Raw genomic sequence first — 20831 nt, forward strand, 5'->3', positions numbered from 1 at the left:
ATGCCCGAGGGCGATACCGTCTACCGCGCCGCGTCCCTGCTGCGGGGCACCCTCGAGGGCCATGAGCTGGCCCGTAGCCAGTTCCGCGTGCCCCAGTACGCCAACCTCGACCTCTCCGGGCTGACGGTCGACCGCGTATGGCCGCACGGCAAGCACCTGTTCATCGCCGTCGGGCCCCATGCCATCCACACCCACCTCAAGATGGAAGGAAACTGGCGGATCTACCCGAGCGGACAGCGCTGGACCAAGCCGGGCTGGCAGGCCCGCCTCGTGCTTGCCACCGCCACCCACGAGGCAGTGGGCTTCGAGCTCGGCTTCGTGCGCGTCACTCCCCTCGCCGAGGCTGCCGCAGCGACCGCGCACCTCGGTCCCGACCTGCTCGGGCCGGATTGGGACGCCAGCGAAGCGGTCCGTCGGCTCAGCGCGCGCCCGGACCGCCCGATCGGTGTTGCCCTGCTCGATCAGGAGAACCTCGCCGGGGTCGGCAACATCTACCGCAACGAGCTGTGCTTCCTTCGCGGCATCGACCCCGCCACGCAGGTCGGCGAGGTCGCCCGCCTCCCTGCCCTCGTGGATCTTGCGCGCCGGCTGCTGCACGCCAACAAGGACCGCGCCAACCGCTGCACCACCGGCAACCTGCGCCCCGGCCAGCAACTGTGGGTCTATGGGCGGGAGCGCAAGCCCTGCCGACGCTGCCGCACTCCCATCGAGCGGCGCATCCTCGGCCCCGAGGGATACCTTTCACCCGGGCGCCCTACCGTCGATGAGCGGCTGGTCTACCTGTGCCCGCACTGCCAGGGCTAGTGGCACGACGAATGGACCGGCTCAGGCATTTCGCCCGCACCGGCCCATCCATCAGCGGTACTACAGGCTGAAGCGGAGCGCGCCGTTCACGCCGTTCGGGAAGAAGCCGCCACGGTCGGTGGCACCCGGGTTCAGGTAGACGATATTGAGAACCTGGAAAGGTGTCCGGCTGAAGGCAATGGCATTGCCATCCGCCGGGACCAGGTTCGCCGTGCCGTTCATCGTGATGCCCTGATCCTTGTCGTCAGGTCCGTCGAGGCTGTCACGGGCGTCGGAGATCGCATTTGCGGGGGCCTGCAGGCCCTTGGCGAACAAGCTGGTCCGCACGATGCCCGCGTGATATGCCTCGACGGCGAGGATGCCGGCCGCGGCGTCGAGGAACTCCTTGCTCTGCACCAGCGGGGCCGCACCCTTGTAGGCCGTGACACCCACGTCCTCGAAGACGTACGCACCAAGAAGGAAATTATCCTCGTTGGCGAATACATCGAACGTCTCGCCCTCGCCGATCAGTCCCGCCGCTTGTGCTGCCGCGTTGAAGCTGCCCTGCAGGTCGATCGCGGGGCGGCCTACAGCAGTGTTGCCCAGCGCCTGCCTGAGGAACTCGACGTGCTTCAGCTCATCATGGGCGATCTCCTGCGCGTACTGGCGGATCGCCGGAGTCGCGAAATTGACCTGCCGACCGCCCTGCACGGGCCCGCGTCCACCGATGCCGTCGGTCAGCGCGTCGGGGAGGTTGTTCCCGGAGACCGCGAGCTGATAGAACTCCGCCTCGAGGTACTCGAGGTTCAGGGCAAAGTTGAGGATCGCCCCATCGGTGAGGGGCCCGGCTGGCCCGGGGATGAGGTTCCCCACGCCGGGCGGGATGTCCGGGCTGTTGATGCTCTGAGCGAACGCCGATCCCGCGCCCGCTGCGACCACTCCGGCCCCTGCGCCCGCGATGCCGAGAGCACGGAGGAAACTGCGCCGCTCGAAGCGGTCGGCTGTGCTCCGCGATACAGCCTGCTTGATGAACTCCTGATCAAACATTGAATTCCTTCGCTCGGTCGAGAACTGGACGAGGACGATGGGCGTGCCACACACTGGCCACGGTAGTGATACGCACCACATTAGCGGGCGGATTGGTGAGAAGATGATCTTTTTTCGAAGCTCGCACCAATAGCGCACGAAGCGCCGCCGCGGGAGTAGGTCGGCACGACGAAAACTCCCGCGCGTTCAGGAAACTGGCGATATGTTGGTGAAGCAATGGTTCGCGGTAGCGAATACCACAGTGTGATCCGTGATGCCTTCGTGTTGGGCCGAAACCCGCAGCGCATGGCACGATAGAGACGTGACGACGACCGATGCACCCCGCACCAAGCGCCCGATCGCACGGCCACTGGCCCTCGTCGGACTGCTCGTCGCGGCCATCGTGGCGGTCACCATCCTCGACGTTCCCGGACCCGCCGAGCTGCGCGCCGCCGTTGAATCGACAGGACTCTGGGGCATCGCGATCTTCATGGCCCTCTTCATCAGCCTCGCCCTCACTCCAGTACCCTCCAGCGCGATGGCCATCGCCGCCGGGCTCCTCTACGGCCTTGCGATCGGCGTTGCCGTCACCCTCGTCTCGGCCACCGCGGCCGGAGTCATCGCCTACTTCGTCGGTCGCTCCCTCGGCGCCGACGCGCTCGTCCATTACGGCGGGTCCCCCGCGTCCCGAGTCGTGCGCTTCCTCCAGCAACGCGGCTTCGCGACCGTCCTCGCCGTGCAGGTCGTGCCTGTCACACCCTTCTGGCTCGTCAATTACGCCGCCGGTGTCAGTAGCGTCCCGGTCGCGAGCTACGTGCTCGGCACCGCCATCGGCATCCTGCCCGGCATGATCGGTTTCGTCGCCATCGGCGCGTTCGGCCCGTCCGGCATCTCGTGGCAGCTCGCCGCGGCCATCGCCTTTGTCTTCTGCGTCTCCGTTGCCAGCGCTGTGCTCGTGCAGCGCCGCATCAGCTACTGAGAATGGGCCCCGCGGCGTGGTACGCCGCACCGTGGGATCGCCGCAGCGTTGGACCGCCGCACCGTGGGATCGCCGCACCGTTGGACCGCCCCAGCGCCAAACGCGATAGAAACCGCGGAATAGCCCGTGCCGCTTCTATCGCGTTTGACGGTTTCCCGTGCTTTTGCCGGCGCAGCGGCCCGCCTGCCACCCTGCGCAGCCGCCCGCCAGCCGACAGCCACCCTGCGCAGCGGCCCGCCAGCCACCCTGCGCAGCGGCCCGCCCGCCAGCCCACATCCCGCCAGCCAGCGACCAGGCAGGCCTCGTGCCTACGCTTGCGCGGCGGCTCCAGCTCTCTTGAGGTCTGGCTCGAGGTAGATCATGCGGGCCGCAGGGATGGCTGCCCGGACCCGGGCCTCGGCGGCATCGATGGCGGCAGCGATCTGCTGGATGTCGGCATCCGGGTCGATGTTGAGCTTGGCGGCGACCAGCAGCTCGTCGGGGCCGATGTATTGGGTGCGGCAGTGGATCACGCCACGGATGATCTCGCGATCAGGCAGCTCGGCGAAGACGCGGTCGAGCTCCGCGTCCGTGGCGCCCTCGCCGATGAGCAGGCTCTTCATCTCGATGATCAGGATGACGGCGATGATGCCGAGCAGCACGCCGATGCTGAGTGTGCCGATGCCGTCCCAGATCGGGTCATCCGTGATGATCGTCAGTCCCACGCCCATCAGGGCGAGGATGAGGCCAACGAGTGCGCCGAGATCCTCGAGGAGCACGACGGGAAGCTCCGGCTGGCGAGAGTTGCGGATGAAGCTCCACCAGCTCGCGGAGCCCTTGAGCGGCAGGGATTCCTTGATGGCCGTCGCAAAGCTATAGGACTCGAGCGCGATGGCGAAGAGGAGGATCACCACCGCGACCATGGGCGAGGTCAGGCCCTCGGGGTGCTGGATCTTGTGGATGCCCTCGTAGATGGCGAACATCGAGCCGAGGGTGAACAGCACGAGCGCGACGACGAAGGAATAGAAGTAGCGGCTCCGGCCGTAGCCGAACGGATGCAGGCGGGTGGCCTCGCGCTTCGCTCGCCGGTGGCCGAGCAGGAGCAGTCCCTGGTTGGACGTGTCGGCCACGGAGTGCACGGCCTCGGCGAGCATCGAGGATGAGCCGGTGATGAAGAAGCCGACGAACTTGGCGATCGCGATGCCCGCGTTGGCGAAAAGTGCTGCGAGGATCGCTTTCTTGCCGCCATGTGCTGCCATGACTGCCCCTGGACCTGTCGTGGGAATGGGAGGTTTCGAGGTGACGCTACCGCACGATCTGCCGAGCAGTGGCGGCACGGGATGACCAGCAAGGAGGTTCGGTGAGTTCTGTCCCCTTTTCCGCCCAGTAGCCGTCGGGCTTGGCGATGTGGCGTAGAGTCCGAGGGGAAATATCACCTTGGAGCCGCGCATTGACGTTGCAGGTCACGCTCGGGGCAAGTCACGCTCGGGCGAGTATTGTCCTGTGGGGCCAGTGCGCGAGTCATGTCGAGCATTGAAGGAGCCGGTGTTGGCTGGGGACGCGTTCGCAGAGTGGAAGCGCCGTGAGGAACTCGCTGAAGCGATGATCCCGATCATCGGGCAGTTGTATCGCCAGCATGATGTGTCGATCCTCGTGCATAGCCGTTCGCTGGTGAACAAGTCAGCCGTGGGGATCCTCAAGGCGCACCGGTTCGTGCGTCAGATCGAGGAGACCGAGCTTGCTATCGAGGATTCATACCCGATCCTCAAGACTGTTTCCGAGATGAACCTCGCACCGTCGCGAATCGACATCGGCCATCTTGCGATGGCATTCAAGAATGATGATCGCGGCCTGTCGGCGGAGGAGTTCACCCGGGATGCCGTGAAGGACGCGATCGCCGCCGATGGCGCCGGGCAGCCCCCGGCTCGTGACGTGGTGCTGTATGGCTTCGGGCGGATCGGTCGTCTGCTCGCCCGGCTGCTGATCGAGAAGACCGGCTCGGGCAATGGCCTTCGCCTGCGCGCCGTGGTGGTGCGCAAGGGCGGGGAGAATGACCTCGCCAAGCGCGCCTCGCTGCTGCGCCGGGATTCCGTGCACGGGTTGTTCAACGGCACCATCCATGTGGATGAGGAGAACGAGACGATCATTGCCAATGGCAATGCGATCAAGATCATCTACAGTGGCGATCCCACCTCGATCGACTACACCGAGTACGGCATCAATGACGCGGTGCTCATCGACAACACCGGCAAGTGGCGCGACTCGGAGGGCCTGTCGCAGCACCTGCGGCCCGGCATCTCGAAGGTCGTGCTCACCGCTCCCGGCAAGGGCGATGTGAAGAACATCGTGCACGGCGTCAACCACGAGACCCTCGGCGAGAACGACAAGATCCTGTCGTGCGCGAGCTGCACCACCAACGCGATCGTGCCGCCGCTCAAGGCACTCAACGACAAGTTCGGTGTCGAGTACTGCCATGTCGAGACGGTGCACTCGTTCACCAACGATCAGAACCTCCTCGACAACTACCACAAGGGCAACCGGCGTGGCCGTTCCGCCCCGCTGAACATGGTGCTCACCGAGACCGGTGCTGCCTCCGCGGTCGCGAAGGCGCTGCCCGAGCTGACCGGCCTGGTCACCGGCTCATCCATCCGCGTGCCCACCCCGGATGTGTCGATGGCGATGCTGAACGTGACGCTCAAGGAGGGCACTACTCGCGATGAGCTGGTGAACCACCTGCGCAACGTGTCGCTGAGCTCCACCATGCAGCGGCAGATCGACTTCATCGCCTCCACCGAGACGGTGTCCACCGACTTCGTCGGATCCCGCGCGGCGTGCGTCGTCGATGCGGAGGCCACCATCGTGCAGGGCAACCACGCGGTGGTCTACCTGTGGTACGACAACGAGTTCGGCTACTCCTGCCAGGTGATCCGGGTCGTCCAGCACATCACGGGCGTGCTGTACCCGAAGTACCCGCAGGCATGACAACGCGGTAGCTACTAGGCGGAAGCCTCGAGCGCGAGAGAGGGCCCCGGGCCTGGATGATTGATCCAGGCCCGGGGCCCTTCGCCTGTAATCGTGAAAATGCAGCCTCGCGGCCGATCCCTACTGGCAGCGGGGCGCTCCGGTCATGCGGATGCGGCGTCCCAGCTGGCCCCGGCCTCGAGCTGCGCGTGAACGATGAGCGCCTCGGCGAAGACAAGATCGATGCGCACGAGCTGCGGGCAGATGCGCGCGAGATCGGCCCATGCCCTCGTGATCTGCTCGTCGAACATGCCGGGCTTGAGCGCGCCATGCGCTTCGAGACGAGCGAGCAGCGCCATGATGAGCGAGACCATCGGCAGCATCAGCCACGGATGGGACTGGGTGTCGGCGGCACCGAGCGCATCGGACCGGATGGAGATCTGGTCATAGAACTGCTTGCCGACCTTGCGGATGGCGCGGATGAACTTCTTCGACCGCACGATCAGCTCGGTATGGGTGCCGGTGGCGACCCACCGCTCGCGCATCGCGAATGTCTCGGCGATGGCGGAGACCCGGGTATCCACGTCGAGCACGGCGCCGGGGATGATGCGGGCGACGTCGAAGATCTTGTCGACCTGCTCGGCGGGCATGTGGTGGAGCATCACGGTGGTGTGGTCGAACAGTGCCTTGGCGAGCTCGGTGTCCCGGCCGGAGTCGAGGACACGGAGGAGCGCATCGCCGCCGTGCTCCGCGAGCTCCTCGCGGGCCTGCACCCAGGCCTCGCTGCCGCGGCGTGCGTGGAGCAGGTCATCGAGGGTGGCGAGGCACGTCGCCCAGGGGTTGGCTCCGATGGTCGCCGCCGGGGCATCCACGCTGGTCGGCTCGGTAGCGCTGCTCGCGGCGTTGTCCTCCCGGGGCGACGCGGAGAAGCGACCACGCACGACCCCGGTCTCGATCGTCAGGGCAGGCTGCTCGGCGACGGGGACAGTGCTGTGGGTGAGCGCGACGAGAGCCTCGCGCGGTTGCTCGGCGAGCAGGGCCCGCAAGCCACCGCTGGCCTCGGCGTGGGTGTCATCGTTGGCGGCGGTCAGTGCCTGCAGCGCGGCCCATGCCTGCGGGCCTGGCTCCATTCCGGTGGGCAGCCCCGCATCGCCGGCGATGAAGCGCGACAGTGCCTCGAGCGCGGGGTCGCTGGAGCGATGCCAGCCAGCCTGCTCGATGCGCGTGGCGCCCGCGGGTGGAGTGGCGGGAGGCAGGACGGGATTGTGGTGGTCCTGCACGAGGACGCGGACGCGCAGCGGGCCTGCTTCGCGGAACTCCTCGGGCAGCACGACGGTGTCGTCCCGGACGGGCAGGGTGGCGGGAGCGTGCCAGGGCGCGGTCTCGAGCCAGGCCTGCACGGTGATGCCGGTGACATCAGCGAGGTCATCGAGAACGAGGGTGTTGTCCACGAGCCGGATGCCGCTATAGAGCTCGGCGGGCCGCACGGTAACGAGGTGCACGTCGTGGGGGTCCTCGCCCTCGGCCTGCACGACAGCGACGATGCGGGCCGACCGCAGCCTGCCCATGCCCTCGCGGAGGGTCCGCAGCTCCACCTCGAAAGCGTCGGCATGCTCGTTGTAGCTCGGGGGCTCCTGCATGCGGGTCTTGCCGGTGCGGTCGCGCAGCTCGACCCAGGTGTTGATATCGGTGCTCGCCGGGACGCGGTAGGCGAGGGTGTCGTCGCTGTCGAGGTCCGCGGGCGTGATGACGTGGGGCACCGATGACCAGAGGCCGGGCTCTCCGGGACTGCCGAGGCGGGTCTCCGCTCGCGGGGGATCGATGACCACGGTGATGCCGGGGCCGTCCGCGCCCGTGAGCACCGCGATGCTATCCGCATCATCGCCGGCGACGGTGATCGTGGTGGGCGCCACCTCCAGCGGAGGATCCGCCTGCAGGGTGATGGTGGCGTTGCTGAGCCCATCCTTTGTGGGGACGCGATAGTCAGGCTCCGCGGTCGCGGTGAAGCCCTCGGCGAGGTGAACGACCTTGCGGACATCTGTGCCGAGGGGGCCGCGGATGACGATCTCGTACGTGCCGAGCAGGCCCTCGGCAACGTCCTCGAACGGATCGCAGGTGACTTCCTCGTCCTCGAGGGTCCAGGCATAGTTGGCGACCCAGGTGACCGCTCCGAGCCGTCGGGCACCGACGAGCCACTGGGTGGCGCTGCCCACGGCGTCCACGGGCAGCCAGGCGGCGGGGCGCTCGTTGTAGAGCGGCGAGCCGTTGGCGGCGGTCGCGCCGCGGATCGGCTCGGCGAGCAGCACCTCGGGCAGGTAGCCGCGCCGCACCGCCCGCGCGGTGCCGATCAGGGCATCGTCCTTGAGCAGCTGCAGCGCGGCGATGCTGGTGGTGTCGACGGCGACAAGCGTCCAGTCGTGCCAGCCGACCGGGTTGCCGCGCTCCTCGTCGGCCTCGACGGGCTCGCTCGTGGCAGCGTCCACGAGGTGATGCCCGCGCGGGACGAGCGCGTGGACGGTGCCGAGCGGGATGGGCTGGCGGGGTGGCAGCAGCTTGCCGCTGTCGCTGAAGACGACCAGCGGATCCTTCGGATCGACAAGCGGAAAGACAAATCTGCGAGGGATGGACGGATGCTCGACGGTGACGTGGCGGGCGGGCTCGAGCACCGCGTAGTTGGCGTGCGGGGCGCTGGTGTGCTTGCCGTCGCTGCTGGCGAGGGGCTCGGGGGTGAGCACCTCGGTGATGTCGCCATCGGCGGAGACCTGCCAGCGCTCCTCGGGGCGGGCCGGTGGAGAGGGGACGAGCAGCTGCACGCTGCCGTCGCTGGTGTCGAGGCGCAAGCGAGGTGGCTCGATGTGGCCGTCGCTGTCGAACAACCCCTCGGCCGCGGCGGCGGCGAGGTCGCAGTCGGCGAGGACGGTCGCGAGCTCGGCGAACAGTGCACTGGGCAGCTTGCTGCTGTCCTCGATGCTGTCCTGGTGCGACTGCCAGGTGGTGGGGTTTCCCAGCGCGATGGCGACGACGTCGATGATGCGATCGACGAGATCGATGGCGTACTGGCCACCCTCGGTGACAAAGGTCCGCACGGGGATATCGACCCGGGCCAGCCGGTGGGGCTTGCGGGGATCGGTCAGCCAGTGGGCGAAGGCAGCGCCGTTGGGCTCGCCACCGCGGGCGAGGTGGTCGATCATGACGTCGACGAGGCCACGAAGGCACGGCAGGGGGATCCCGGCCTGCATGCCGATGAGCTGCACGTAGCGGCTGCGCAACCGCGGGAACTCAGCGAGGCCGAAGCGACGGATCAGCTTCGGCACGGCCTGCCGGAGCTCGGTCTCGGCCTTCGCCTCGCGGGGCAGTCCGAGGTGGGTCCAGTAGCGATCCCAGAAGTCACTGGTGCGGCTCTCGCCGCTCGCGTGCATGACGAGCAGCAGCAGGGTGAGCGCGGGGTACTTGCGGACGAGGGCGGCGCCGGCGGCAAGGCTTGGCCCGGCCGTGCGGGCGGAGTACTGGGCGTAGGCGGCGTTGATCGCCTCGACGGCCTCGATGCCGGGGTGCGCCTCGATGACGAGGGTGGCGCGCTCGAGCACCCGGGTGGTCTCGTACTCGCGGTCGCTGAGCCAGTTGCCGATCGTTGCTGCCTCGCGGCCCGATAGCGAGCTGCCCCCCTGCGTCACGTTCCCACCCTTCTCCCGCCCCCGCCGGATCCTGGATCCGTGGCACGGGTCCTTGCACCGCTTCGACCGCGTTGATGCTGCCGACCCACGATAGTAGTGCGATCAGGCGGCGAGCGACACCAGCCCTCCCCCGGGCAAGCTAGCGTACTCGTAAGTCGTCGGTCATGTCCTCGAGCTCGCGGCCCTTGGTCTCGGGCACCTGCGTGTAGACGAACACGAAGCTGATCAGCGCGAAGAAGGCATAGAAGCCGTAGGCGAAGGTCAAGCCGATCTCGCTGAACGACGGGAACGATGTGGAGATGGCGAAGTTCGCGAGCCACTGCGCGGCCGCCGCGACGGCTAGCGCGCCCGCCCGGATGAAGTTGGGGAAGATCTCGCCGAGCAGCACCCACACCACAGGTCCCCAGCTCACCCCGAAGAACACCACGAACGCGTTCGCCGCGATGAGAGCGGTGGTCGCCCACCCGCCCTGCAGGTCCGCGTTGACGGTGCCATCGGCAGCGGTGACCAAGGTGGCCTGGGAGAAAGCGATGGACATCAGGCCCAGCGAGAGGAACATGCCCGCTGATCCAACCAGCAGGAGGGGCCGACGGCCGATGCGGTCGACCAGCGCGATCGCGATGAGCGTCACCACGATATTGGTGATGGAGGTGATGACGGTGATGGTGAGCGCGTCGGACTCCTCGAAGCCCACCGAGCGCCACAACGTCGTCGAGTAATAGAAGATAACATTGATGCCGACGAACTGCTGGAACACCGACAGCAGGATGCCCACCCACACCACCGGCTTGAGGCCGAGCCGCGAGCCGCGCAGGTCGCGCAGCGAGACGCGGTGGTCGGCGCGCAGCGAGTCCTCGATCGCCTGGATGCGGTCACCCACATCGATGATGCCGGTGTAGACGCGCAGCACCTTCGTTGCTTCCTCGACCTTGCCCCGGGCGACGAGGTAGCGGGGGGATTCCGGGAGCCGCAGCGCCGCGAGGCCGTAGACGATGGCGGGGATCGCCTCGGCCAGGAACATCCAGCGCCAGGCCTCGAGCCCGAGCCATAGCTCCTCCAGCGAGCCTCCCGCGGTGTTGGCGAGGAACGCATCGGAGAGCAGGGCGGCAAAGATGCCGGTGACGATCGCGAGCTGTTGCAGGGAGGCCAGGCGGCCACGGATGCGGGCGGGCGAGACCTCCGCGATGTAGGCGGGCGCGATGACCGAGGCGGCGCCCACACCGAGCCCGCCGATGACGCGCCAAGCGATGAGATCCGCGACGCCGAAGGCAAGGCCCGAGCCGAATGACGAGGCGAGGAACAACCCGGCCGCGATGACCATCACGGGCACGCGGCCAAGCCTGTTGGCGATCGGACCGGCGAACCAGGCTCCAGCAGCACAACCAAGCAGGGCGGACGAGACCGCGAACCCCTTGAGCGCCGGGCCGAGGGCGAACGTCTCGGTCATCGCGTCCACAGCGCCATTGATGACGGCGGTATCGAAGCCGAAGAGGAAGCCACCGAGGGCGGCGGCGACGCAAATACCGATGATCCGGATGTTCATCCGGTTGAAGGTTTCCTGCCCGCCCGGAGTGCTCATCGCTGGCCCTTTTCCCTCAACGAGTGCGGAGTGCGCGTGCTTGAAGCGAGACTACCGCTCCGGGCCGGGCGCATGGCCGGAATCCCGTGGGCTGCCACCACGGATATACCCCTAGGCGTATGCTGGGACCGTGGGGCGATCCCGCGGGCCAAGGGCCGCGGCCCGGACACCGCGGGCGCCCCCTGCCAGCAGCACCAGCGGAGCCAGGAGCAGCGCGATGACTATCACCACGATCGAGACCTCCAGCCTCGGAGACCGCTCCTACCTGATCGACGACGGCACCGTCGCCGCGGTCATCGACCCCCAGCGCGACTTCGACCGTGCCCTCGCGGCAGCAGGCGAGCGCGGGGTCACCATCACCCACGTCCTCGAGACACACATCCACAATGACTACGTCACCGGCGGCCTTGAGCTCTCGCGCGTCACCGGCGCGGAGTACGTCGTCTCCGCTCTCGACGCCGTGGACTTTGCCCGGCGGCCCGTGAACGATGGCGACATCATCGAGACAGGCACGCTGCGCTTCCGCGCCATGCACACCCCCGGCCACACCCACCATCACCTCTCCTACGTCCTCCTCGACGGGACCGGCAACGCTAGCGCGGTATTCACTGGCGGGTCCATGCTGTATGGCTCGACCGGGCGCACCGACCTGCTCGGCGCGCAGCACACCACCGAGCTCACCCACGCGCAGTACCATTCCGTGCGCAAGCTCGCCGAGCAGCTCCCCGCGGACACCGAGGTGTATCCCACCCACGGCTTCGGCAGCTTCTGCTCCGCCACCCCCACCAGCGGCGATTCCTCCACCATCGGCGAGCAGCGCGCCGTCAACCCCGCCCTCACCCAGGACGAGCAGGCCTATGTCGACGAGCTGATCGCGGGGCTCGCCGAGTACCCCGCGTACTACGCGCACATGGGCGTCATCAATAGCGAGGGCCCCTCCCCCATCGACCTGCGCATGCCCGAGCGCGTCGACCCGGCCACGTTGCGCCAGCGCATCGATGACGGCGAATGGGTCGTTGATCTCCGGCAGCGCCGCGCGTTCGCCGCCGGGCACCTCGCCGGGAGCGTGGGATTCGAGCTCTCCACGAGCTTCGTCACCTACCTCGGCTGGCTCTACCACTGGGGCGCGCCCATCACCCTGCTCGGCACCAGTACCACCGACATCATGGATGCCCGCCGCGACCTCGCCCGCATCGGCATCGACAACGTCACCGGATCCGCCACCGGCCCCATCGAGCACCTCAACACCACTGGCCAGCCGTTGCGGGACTATCGCGTCGCCACGTTCACCGACCTTGCGGACGAGCGCCCGCAACGCTCCCTCACCGTTCTCGATACCCGACAGTCCGGCGAGCACGCCAACGGGGCCATCGACGGCGCGCTCAACATTCCCCTCCACGAGCTGCTCGCCCGCCGCGACGAGGTGCCCAGCGGCGAGATCTGGGTGCACTGCCAGTCCGGCTACCGCGCCTCCATCGCCGCATCGCTGATCGACCAGCCCGGACGCGACATCGTGCTGATCGACGACGACTTCGACAATGCCAGAACTGCCGACGGATAGTGGGTCCATGCCCAGGCCGCGACCGTGTCGCGCGCGATCGCAGGGCCTCTATCTCGCGGGCGCGAGCATGGGCTGGGGGCCTGGCGTCGCGACCGACTCCGTGGTGCGCGGCCCCGCAGCCCGGCCCCCGGCGGAAAGCTCCTAGGAGCACCGGCAAGGCTTGGGTCGATCCCGAATCTCTTACTAGTGGCGGAAGCCGCTCCGAGCCGGACTCTTTGGCGCCAGCCTGGATGCACCAAGCACCATCCCCACCGAAGGGCAGGGGCGGCGCTGGCAACTCGTGGATCTAGCTGATCGCGGCGATAGCTGCGCGCAAGCGCGTGCCCGCATCGACTGCGACCTCCTCGAGAGCCTGCTTGCCGGTGACCTCGACCATGATGTCTGGGTTCATGGCCTCGACGACAACCGTGCCGGGCTTGTCGCGGTGGTCGCGCACGATGACGTTGCAGGGCAGCAGCAGGCCGATCTGCTCGTCCGCGGTGACCGCCTGGTGCGCGAGCGGCGGGTTGCAGGCGCCAAGGATGAGGTAGTTCTCGATGTCCTTGTCGATCTTCTTCTTCAGCGTGGCCTTCATGTCGATCTCGGTGAGGATGCCGAAGCCCTGCTCGCCCAGCGCGGCTCGGGTCTTCTCGACAACCTCGTCGAACGGAAGGGTGACTTCGGTGGTGATACCTAGTTCCATGGGTTCCTCCTGGATATTTCGGCGTTGATCGGTGCAGGTTCTTTCTCTCTACTGTGCCGCCCGGGGCGGCCCAGCGGCGGGGGTTTCACCCATGGCGCTGCCTCCCGCCGCCGGATAGCCCCTCAGCCGTGTGCGAAGCTGACGTTTGGCAGGATCCTCGACAGCCAGCGGGGGCAGTACCACGCTGCATGCCCCGACAGGCGCAGCACCACCGGCAGCAGGACGAGGCGGATCATCACCGCATCGAGCAGCACGGCAAGGCCGAGGATGATGCCCATCTCCTTCGGCGGCAGCGGATCAGCGAGCGCGAAGGTGAAGAACACCGCGACCATCACCGCAGCGGCAGCCATGATGACGCGCCCAGAGTGGGCGAGCCCCTCCACCTTGGCCTGCACGGCGCTGCCGGTCTTCTCGTAGTGCTCCTTCGCGGTGGCGAGGAGGAACACGGTGTAGTCCATCGCGATGGCGAAGATCATCGCGAAGAAGAACACCGGCCCCCAGCCGTTGAGGAAGCCCTGCGGCTCGAAGCCGAGCAGGCTCGCGCCCACGCCGTCCTGGAAGATCAGCTTGGCCACGCCGAACGCAGCGGCGGTGGAGAGCAGGCTGACGGCGGTGCCGATGAACGCGATCAGGGGCGCGCGCAGCGCGACGAGCAGCAGCAGGAACCCAAGCACGAGGATGATCGTGACGATCAGCGGGAACGCGTCGTTGAGCGCCTGCTGCAGGTCGAGGTTCTCGATGGCAGCCCCGCCGACGACGGCGTCGGCTGGAATGGCGGCGCGCAGGTCGGCGAGGATTGTGCCGAGCTGCTCATCGGAGGGGTCGACGGACGGCATGGCCTGGATCATGGCGTAGCCGGAGCCGTCGGTGGCCGGCATCGCGGGGGTGACCATAGCGATGCCGTCGGTGCTCTCGGTCGCGGCAATGGTTGCCGCCGCATCCGCCTCGGGGACGATGATCTGCAGCATGCCGGGCGCGCCCTCGCCGAACTGCTCCTGTACGACGCTGTAGCCCTCGCGAACCGGCGAGGCCTCGTCAACAACGTCGATGGACGGCATGGCGACCTTGAGGGAGAACACCGGAATGGCGAGCGCCACGAGCAGCGCGACAGCACCGACCGCGAACGGCCAGGGGTGCTTGTTGAGGATCTCGCCCCACTTGGCGAACATCGGTGAGCGATGCTCCTGCTTCTTGGCATGCGGCAGCGCGAGGGCATTGACGCGGTTGCCAAGCTTGCCCATCACCGCGGGCAGCAAGGTCAAGGTGGCGAGCAGAACGAACGACACCGCGAGCATGATGCCCACCGCCATCGTCCGCACCGCCGGAGCCTCGACGAGCAGCACTGCGGAGAGACTGATGAGCACGGTGATGCCGGAGAGCAGCACGGCCTTGCCCGCGGTGTCCATGGTCTCGGCGACGGCGATGCGCGCGTCGGCGGTGCGCTTGAGGGCATCGCGGAACCTCGCGACGATGAACAGCGCGTAGTCGATGCCGAGCGCGAGGGCGAACATCATCGCGAAGTTCATCGCCCACACCGAGATGGGGGTGGCCATGTTCAGCAGGACGAGGGCGCCCGCGGAGGCGACGAGCCCAGCGAGGGTGAGCAGCAGGGGCAGTCCCGCGGCGACGACGGAGCCGAACGCGATGATCATGATGGTCAGCGTGACCGGCCAGGAGATCATCTCGGCCTTGATCATGGCGTCGTGGTTGGCGTGGTTGAAGTCGCTCCATAGCGCGCTCGAGCCGGTGGGATAGATCTCGATACCGTTGCCCGCCAGCGCCGTCAGCTCGTCGAGGCGATCATCGACGGCCTTGACCATGTCATCTGTGCTGGCGTTCGCTCCGGCGATCAGGATGCCGGTGCTGCCGTCGGGCGAGATGGTCATGCCAGCCTGGGGCGGGATGATGTCGGCGAAGCGCTCGTCACTGGCGAGAGTGTTGGTGACCTCAGTGATGACAGCTTGCACGTCCTCGTCGGCGATGTCCTTGCCGGGGGCGTTGATGACGACCTGCAGCGCAGATGCCGAGTTGCCGCCGAAGTGCTCGTTGGCGAGCTCGCGGGCCTGGACGGACTGGGAGTCGTTGGCCTGCCAGCCAGCCCCAGCGAGAGAGGTGAACACGGCGGGGGCGAACGCGCCCAGGGCGCCGATGAGGATGACCCAGGCGACGAGAACCGTGCTCGCGCGGTGGGTCATGGTGATCCCGAGCCGACCAAGTGGGCCGCTTTGGGGGGTGGATGGCGCCGGGCAGGCATCGGGAGGCGCGGCGCCCTCTTCTGGCGTCGCGTCCTCGGTGCGGACCGTCACGGTGGTTCACCTTTCTGCAGTTCCAGGCAGTGTCATATATACCCCTGTGGGTATTTACCGCATAGCCAATCATATACCCATAGGGGTATACAACCGCCAGTAGTGTGATCCACGCCAAGAACCGTCGCTGCAGATCCCCGGATCGCGCAACTGGCGTACCCTGGGGGGTATCCGATCCGATACAGTCAAGGATCCCGCACAACAAAGGAGGCCGCGATGGACCCCGCAGACCCCAGCGCCGCCCTGATCCTCAACCGCCTCCGCCGCGCGCATGGCCAGCTCGCCGGCGTCATCTCGATGATCGAGAACGGCCGTGACTGTCGCGACGTAGTGACCCAGCTCGCTGCCGTCTCCCGCGCCCTCGACCGTGCTGGCTTCAAGATCGTCGCCACGAGCCTGCGCGAATGCCTCGCCAACGAAGGCACCGCCGAGGACGGCACCTCGAAGGCGCTCTCCGAGGACGAGCTCGAGAAGCTCTTCCTCGCCCTGGCCTGAGGGCTGGCTGCGGCCACTGGCGACCGTTGTGAGCGGCGGCGGCATAAGCACGGGAAGCCGTCAAACGCGATAGAAGCCGTCTCGGGATCTCCGCGGCATCTATCGCGTTTGCGCGCCCGGGGCCCGAGGCCGGGGTTGACGGCGTCGGCTCGGGGCGGCAGGCCTAGGCCCGCCCCGCCACCCAGCGCGCGCGCCGATCCTTCCAGCGCTCGAGGGTGTGGCCGAGCTCCTCGTCCATGAAGCGGTAGAACTCGATGGTCTCCTCGAGCCGCCGACCGCCCGCTCGCGTGGCTCCGATCTCGCGCGCGCCTTCAGTGAGCAGCTCGATGTAGCGCTCGAGGAAAGGCTTGCGCTGCGCCATGATCGTGCCCCACACATCGTCGCCGTCGATCCGGTAGAAGTCCGAGCGCTCCCCTGGCTCCCTGCCGCGCGCGAGCAACCCGGCCTGGACCAGCTGTCGCACCGCGCCCGAGATCGCCGCCGGGCTCACGCGCAGGCCCTCCGCGAGATCGCGCGCGGTGTAGGTGTCGGCATCATCGGCGAGCACATAGGCGAAAACCCTGGCCGACATGCGAGGCATCCCGGCCTCGCTCAGCAGGATCGCGAGCTTCTCGGTGAATCGCAGCACCGCTTCGTGGTTGTCCGACTCGTCCATGACCGCTCCCTGCTCGAACCGTTGCCCTCTTCGCCCTGCCGGCACCTCCTGGCGCCATCGCTCGCTGCCACTATCGTAACAAGGTTCATACTATTCACACTTTAGTGAATACTCTGTAAGATCGATGGCATGACTGCGGCAATCGACATGCAAGATGTCGTCAAGACCTTCGGCTCCGTCCGCGCCCTCGACCACCTCGACCTCCACGTCGAGCCCGGCGAGGTCCACGGCTTCCTCGGCCCCAACGGCGCCGGGAAATCCACCACCATCCGCATCCTCCTCGGCCTCCAGCGCGCCGACTCCGGGACGATCACCCTTCTCGGCCAGGACCCCTGGCGCGACGCCGTACCCCTTCACCGCCGACTCGCTTACGTCCCGGGCGACGTCGAGCTGTGGCCCAACCTCACCGGCGGCGAGGCCATCGACCTGCTCGCCCGCCTCCGCGGCGGCATCAACACCGCCCGCCGCGCCGAGCTCATCGAGCGATTCGACCTCGACCCCACCAAGAAGGGCCGCACCTACTCCAAGGGCAACCGGCAAAAAGTCGCCATCATCTCCGCCCTCGCCTCCGACGTCGACCTGCTCCTCCTCGACGAGCCGACCGCCGGACTCGACCCCCTCATGGAGACCGTCTTCCAGGAATTCATCCACGAAGCCACCGGCCGGGGCACCACCGTCCTGCTCTCCAGCCACATCCTCGCCCAGGTCGAGAAGCTCTGCGATCGCATCAGCATCATCCGGCAGGGCCAGATCGTGCAGACCGGCACGCTCGACGACATGCGCCACCTCACCCGCACCACAGTCGAGGTGACCACCGACCAGCCCGCTACCGGGCTCGCCCGCCTCGACGGCGTCCACGACCTCGCCGAGGAGCATGGCCGCATCCGCTTCTCCGTCGACGGCAACCACCTCGATACCGTCATGCGCGAGCTCGCCACCCTCGGCATCCGCGGCATCACCAGCCACCCGCCCACGCTCGAGGAACTGATGCTGCAGCACTACCAGAACGAGCTCACCAACGGAGCCACGGCATGACCACCACCCACGCGCCCACGCGATCCGGCCACCCACTCGCCGGCACCTGGACGCTCACCCGCCTCGCGCTGCGCCGCGACCGCATCCGGCTGCCCCTCTGGATCGCCGGGCTCACCCTCTTCACCCTCTCCAGCGTCTCGAGCTTCGAGCAGACCTACCCCACCGCCGCCGACCGCGACACCGTCGCGCGGCTCGCTGAGCTACCCGCCATGATCGGCATGGTCGGCCGCAACTACCAGCCCGCCGACTACCACTTCGGCATCATGATCGGCCACCAGATGACCGTCATGACAGCGCTCGTCTTCGGGCTCATGAGCATCCTGCAGCTCGTCCGCCATACTCGCGCGGAGGAGGAAGCAGGCCGCGCCGAGCTCGTCCGCTCCAGCGTCGTCGGCCGCCACGCCACCCTCACCGCCGCGCTCATCATCGTCACCGGAACCAGCCTCATCGCCGGGTTGCTCACCGCCGCAGGACTCGCCGCCACTGGCCTCCAAGGCATCACCCCCACAGGCTCCCTCTTGTATGGGCTGAGCATCGCCGCCGCGGGAATCGTCTTCGCCGGGATCACCGCCATCACCGTCCAGATCACCGAGTTCGGACGCGGCGCCACCGGCCTGGCGCTTGCCACCCTCGGCATCGCCTACGTGCTGCGCGCCTTCGGCGACATCGGCGACAACAGCAGCAGCTGGCTCTCCCCGCTCTACTGGGGCCAGGCCTCCCGCCCATACGCCACCGACGAGCGCTGGTGGCCACTCCTGCTCGCGCTAGCCGTCGCCGCCACGCTCATCGCCCTCGGATACCGGCTCAGCACCCAGCGCGACGTCGGCGCTGGACTGCGCGCCGCGCGCCGCGGAGCCGCCGCGGCAAGCCCCCTCCTCGGCACGCCCTTTGGCCTCGCCAACCGGCTCCACCGCGCCTCGCTCATCGCCTGGACCATCGGCATGCTGCTCTTCGGAGCGTCCTACGGCATGCTCATCGACGGCATCGAGGACATGATCGAGCAGATCGCCGCCCTCGGCGACATCATCTCCCAGATCCCCGGCTCCACCCTGGTCGACTCCTACGTCGCCATGCTCATCACGTTCCTATCGATCGTCATCTCCGCCCAGGCCGTCCTCGCCGTCAACCGCATGCGCAGCGAGGAAACCGCAGGCCGCGCCGAGCCCATCCTCTCCACCGGCGTCTCCCGCCAGCACTGGATGGCCAGCCACCTCACCATCGCCCTCGGCTCCAGCGCCCTCCTCGCCATCATCACCGGCATCGGCATGGGCGGCTCCGGAGCCCTCGTCACCGGCGACATCGGCTTCCTCACCAAAGTCCTCGGCGCCGCCCTCGCCCACATCCCTGCTATCTGGGTCGCAGTCGGTGTTGCCGCAGCCCTCTACGGCCTAGCCCCGCGCCTGCTCGCCCTCGGCTGGATCGTCCCCGTCTACGGCATCATCGTCGTCTACCTCGGCGGCATACTCGGCTTCCCCGAATGGACCCACCGCTACTCCCCCTTCGGCTACATCCCCGACCTGCCCGCCGCCGACCTCCAATGGATGCCACTGATCGCCCTCACCGCGATCGCCGTCGCCCTCGCTGCCGCCGGGATCGTCGGATTCCGCCGCCGCGACCTCGAATCGAAGTAGGTGTGGGGGCTCGGCCCTCGCTCCTCGCTCCTCGCTCCTCGGCCTCGCTCCTCGGCCGAATCTGCGAGTGAAAGTCCACAAACATGCCCGATTTGCCGGGTTGCCGTTTACTTTCGCTCGCAGATTTCGTCGGGGCAAGACGTCGCTGGACCGTGCAGCCGCAGCACAAGCCGGCCCACCAAAGTTGTCCACAAGCCGAGGATTGTCCACAGGAACGCTGCAGGAAGATGCGCGCGCCACCAGCTCCCGGCAGGCTGCATGGCCATGCCACCCTCACGAAACCCGCTACGCGGTGACCAGCTGCCCCGCGCGGTGGAGAATCTGCTCGCGGCGAACGACGGTCTGGTCCGCGTCGGCGAGGGCATCTCGCGCCAGCACGCGCAACAGTTGTGTTCGCGCGGTCTCCTTGCTCGCCTCGCGCAGGGTGCTTACGTCGATCCAGTGGTCTACCAGCGACTATCGGACTGGGAGCAGTTCGCCCTGGCTTCGCGCGCATTCGTGGGATCCGGGCTGCCAGGCTCCTACCTTGCAGGCTGGTCAGCGGCGACGGTGAATGGGTTGCCCACGATGGGGAGGCCACCCCGGTTGCCGTTGGTCGTGCGTCCGGGCACGCGATTGAGCGGGGTGACGAAGTGCGCGTATGGCCGCACGCGTGTGGAACCAATTCCCGAGAATCGGCTGCGGCACTACGCTGGCGTGCCCGCGACGACGGCAGGGCATGCTGCGTGCACGATCGCATTATCGTCGCGCATGCCCGATGCGCTAGCGGTGGCGGATCAAGCGTTGCGCCGAGGCGCGAGCCTCACTGGCTGCATCAAGGATTTCCGGGGGCGGGCAGGGATCGAGCGGGCCCGCTGGGTGGCAGATCATGCGTCGGGACTCGCGGAGTCACCGCTGGAATCCTTGGGCCGGTTCGCCGCCTACTTGGGCGGCTTGCCCCTTCCGGTTCCGAACGCGTGGGTCGGTGATACCAAGCCGCGGTTCCGGCTCGATGGATTGTGGCCGTACCACTGGGCCGGGTTCGAGGCCGATGGGGCCATCAAGTACAACGACCGGCCCGATGCCGCACGCATCATCGCTGACCAGCAGGAACGGGAATGGTTTCTGCGGCAGAAGCTCTCGCTCGACCTATGCCGCTACACCTGGCAGCACGCGCGCGGCAACCCCGACGAGCTCGCGTCGAGGTTCGCGGGACTGCTGGCGGCCAATCCCATTCGGGCGGAGCCGATCCGCTGGTGGAAGCACGATCCTGATCGTGGGCCGGTCGACCCGTTGCCGGAGGACTGGCCGAGCCCCCATCCGCAGGATGCCCGGTTGCCGCCGCGCTGGTGGACGGACCGCCGCTAGCGTCGGTGGCCTCGCCGGCATCAACATGCCCTAATGGCCAATGTCCGAGAGGGCACCAAACGGGCATTCCCCCCGGAGTGTGGACATCCTGAACACTGGGCCATGAAGGGCCCAGAAGGAGTGATGTCACGATGGTGA

At 67.7% G+C, this 20831-nt stretch carries 15 protein-coding genes; 8 read left to right on the forward strand and 7 right to left on the reverse strand.

Annotation, left to right across the window (positions count from 1 at the left end):
- On the forward strand, positions 1-804 hold the full coding sequence (locus QC765_RS05255; protein ID WP_278313363.1) for a DNA-formamidopyrimidine glycosylase family protein: 804 nt from the start codon (positions 1-3) through the stop codon (positions 802-804).
- A 60-nt stretch (positions 805-864) separates the two neighbouring features.
- Here the strand turns inward: QC765_RS05255 and QC765_RS05260 are convergent, their stop codons facing one another.
- Positions 865-1830 carry a ferritin-like domain-containing protein gene (locus tag QC765_RS05260; RefSeq protein ID WP_278313364.1) on the reverse strand — a complete coding sequence of 322 codons (966 nt, stop codon included), beginning with the start codon at positions 1828-1830 and terminating at the stop codon, positions 865-867.
- Between the two features lie 301 nt (positions 1831-2131).
- Here QC765_RS05260 and QC765_RS05265 point away from each other — a divergent pair, with 301 nt between their 5' ends.
- Positions 2132-2788 carry a TVP38/TMEM64 family protein gene (locus QC765_RS05265; protein ID WP_278313365.1) on the forward strand — a complete coding sequence of 219 codons (657 nt, stop codon included), beginning with the start codon at positions 2132-2134 and terminating at the stop codon, positions 2786-2788.
- 308 nt (positions 2789-3096) lie between these two features.
- Here QC765_RS05265 and QC765_RS05270 read toward each other — a convergent pair whose 3' ends face one another.
- On the reverse strand, positions 3097-4026 hold the full coding sequence (locus QC765_RS05270; protein ID WP_278313366.1) for a cation diffusion facilitator family transporter: 930 nt from the start codon (positions 4024-4026) through the stop codon (positions 3097-3099).
- A 289-nt stretch (positions 4027-4315) separates the two neighbouring features.
- On the opposite strand from QC765_RS05270, the gene QC765_RS05275 reads away from it, so the two are divergent.
- A complete protein-coding gene (locus QC765_RS05275) occupies positions 4316-5749 on the forward strand; it encodes a glyceraldehyde-3-phosphate dehydrogenase (RefSeq protein ID WP_278313367.1) in 1434 nt (477 codons plus the stop codon).
- A 143-nt stretch (positions 5750-5892) separates the two neighbouring features.
- Here the strand turns inward: QC765_RS05275 and QC765_RS05280 are convergent, their stop codons facing one another.
- Both QC765_RS05280 and QC765_RS05285 read right to left on the reverse strand, forming a co-directional pair.
- A complete protein-coding gene (locus tag QC765_RS05280; protein WP_278313368.1) occupies positions 5893-9402 on the reverse strand; it encodes a hypothetical protein in 3510 nt (1169 codons plus the stop codon).
- 139 nt (positions 9403-9541) lie between these two features.
- A complete protein-coding gene (locus tag QC765_RS05285; protein WP_278313369.1) occupies positions 9542-10981 on the reverse strand; it encodes a sugar porter family MFS transporter in 1440 nt (479 codons plus the stop codon).
- A gap of 217 nt (positions 10982-11198) precedes the next feature.
- Here QC765_RS05285 and QC765_RS05290 point away from each other — a divergent pair, with 217 nt between their 5' ends.
- A complete protein-coding gene (locus tag QC765_RS05290) occupies positions 11199-12542 on the forward strand; it encodes an MBL fold metallo-hydrolase (RefSeq protein WP_278313370.1) in 1344 nt (447 codons plus the stop codon).
- Between the two features lie 286 nt (positions 12543-12828).
- Here QC765_RS05290 and QC765_RS05295 read toward each other — a convergent pair whose 3' ends face one another.
- Positions 12829-13224, reverse strand: coding sequence for a DUF302 domain-containing protein (locus QC765_RS05295; RefSeq protein WP_278313371.1), 396 nt, complete (start codon positions 13222-13224; stop codon positions 12829-12831).
- 122 nt (positions 13225-13346) lie between these two features.
- Positions 13347-15419 carry an MMPL family transporter gene (locus QC765_RS05300; protein WP_278313404.1) on the reverse strand — a complete coding sequence of 691 codons (2073 nt, stop codon included), beginning with the start codon at positions 15417-15419 and terminating at the stop codon, positions 13347-13349.
- 327 nt (positions 15420-15746) lie between these two features.
- On the opposite strand from QC765_RS05300, the gene QC765_RS05305 reads away from it, so the two are divergent.
- A complete protein-coding gene (locus QC765_RS05305; RefSeq protein ID WP_278313372.1) occupies positions 15747-16025 on the forward strand; it encodes a metal-sensitive transcriptional regulator in 279 nt (92 codons plus the stop codon).
- A gap of 163 nt (positions 16026-16188) precedes the next feature.
- On the opposite strand, the gene QC765_RS05310 is transcribed toward QC765_RS05305, so the two are convergent.
- Positions 16189-16680 (reverse strand): GbsR/MarR family transcriptional regulator, encoded by a 492-nt coding sequence (locus QC765_RS05310; RefSeq protein ID WP_278313373.1) that lies wholly within the window; start codon positions 16678-16680, stop codon positions 16189-16191.
- A gap of 129 nt (positions 16681-16809) precedes the next feature.
- On the opposite strand from QC765_RS05310, the gene QC765_RS05315 reads away from it, so the two are divergent.
- The 3 genes from QC765_RS05315 (at position 16810) to QC765_RS05325 (ending at position 20693) form a co-directional block, all read left to right on the forward strand.
- On the forward strand, positions 16810-17715 hold the full coding sequence (locus QC765_RS05315) for an ABC transporter ATP-binding protein (RefSeq protein ID WP_278313374.1): 906 nt from the start codon (positions 16810-16812) through the stop codon (positions 17713-17715).
- Positions 17712-19346 (forward strand): ABC transporter permease, encoded by a 1635-nt coding sequence (locus QC765_RS05320; protein ID WP_278313375.1) that lies wholly within the window; start codon positions 17712-17714, stop codon positions 19344-19346. Before QC765_RS05315 ends, QC765_RS05320 begins: the two co-directional genes overlap by 4 nt.
- A 750-nt stretch (positions 19347-20096) precedes the next feature.
- Positions 20097-20693 (forward strand): hypothetical protein, encoded by a 597-nt coding sequence (locus QC765_RS05325; RefSeq protein WP_278313376.1) that lies wholly within the window; start codon positions 20097-20099, stop codon positions 20691-20693.
- Positions 20694-20831 lie beyond the last annotated feature (138 nt).

Origin of the sequence: Hoyosella levis (assembly GCF_026008515.1) — a bacterium.
Classification (GTDB): domain Bacteria; phylum Actinomycetota; class Actinomycetes; order Mycobacteriales; family Mycobacteriaceae; genus Lolliginicoccus; species Lolliginicoccus levis.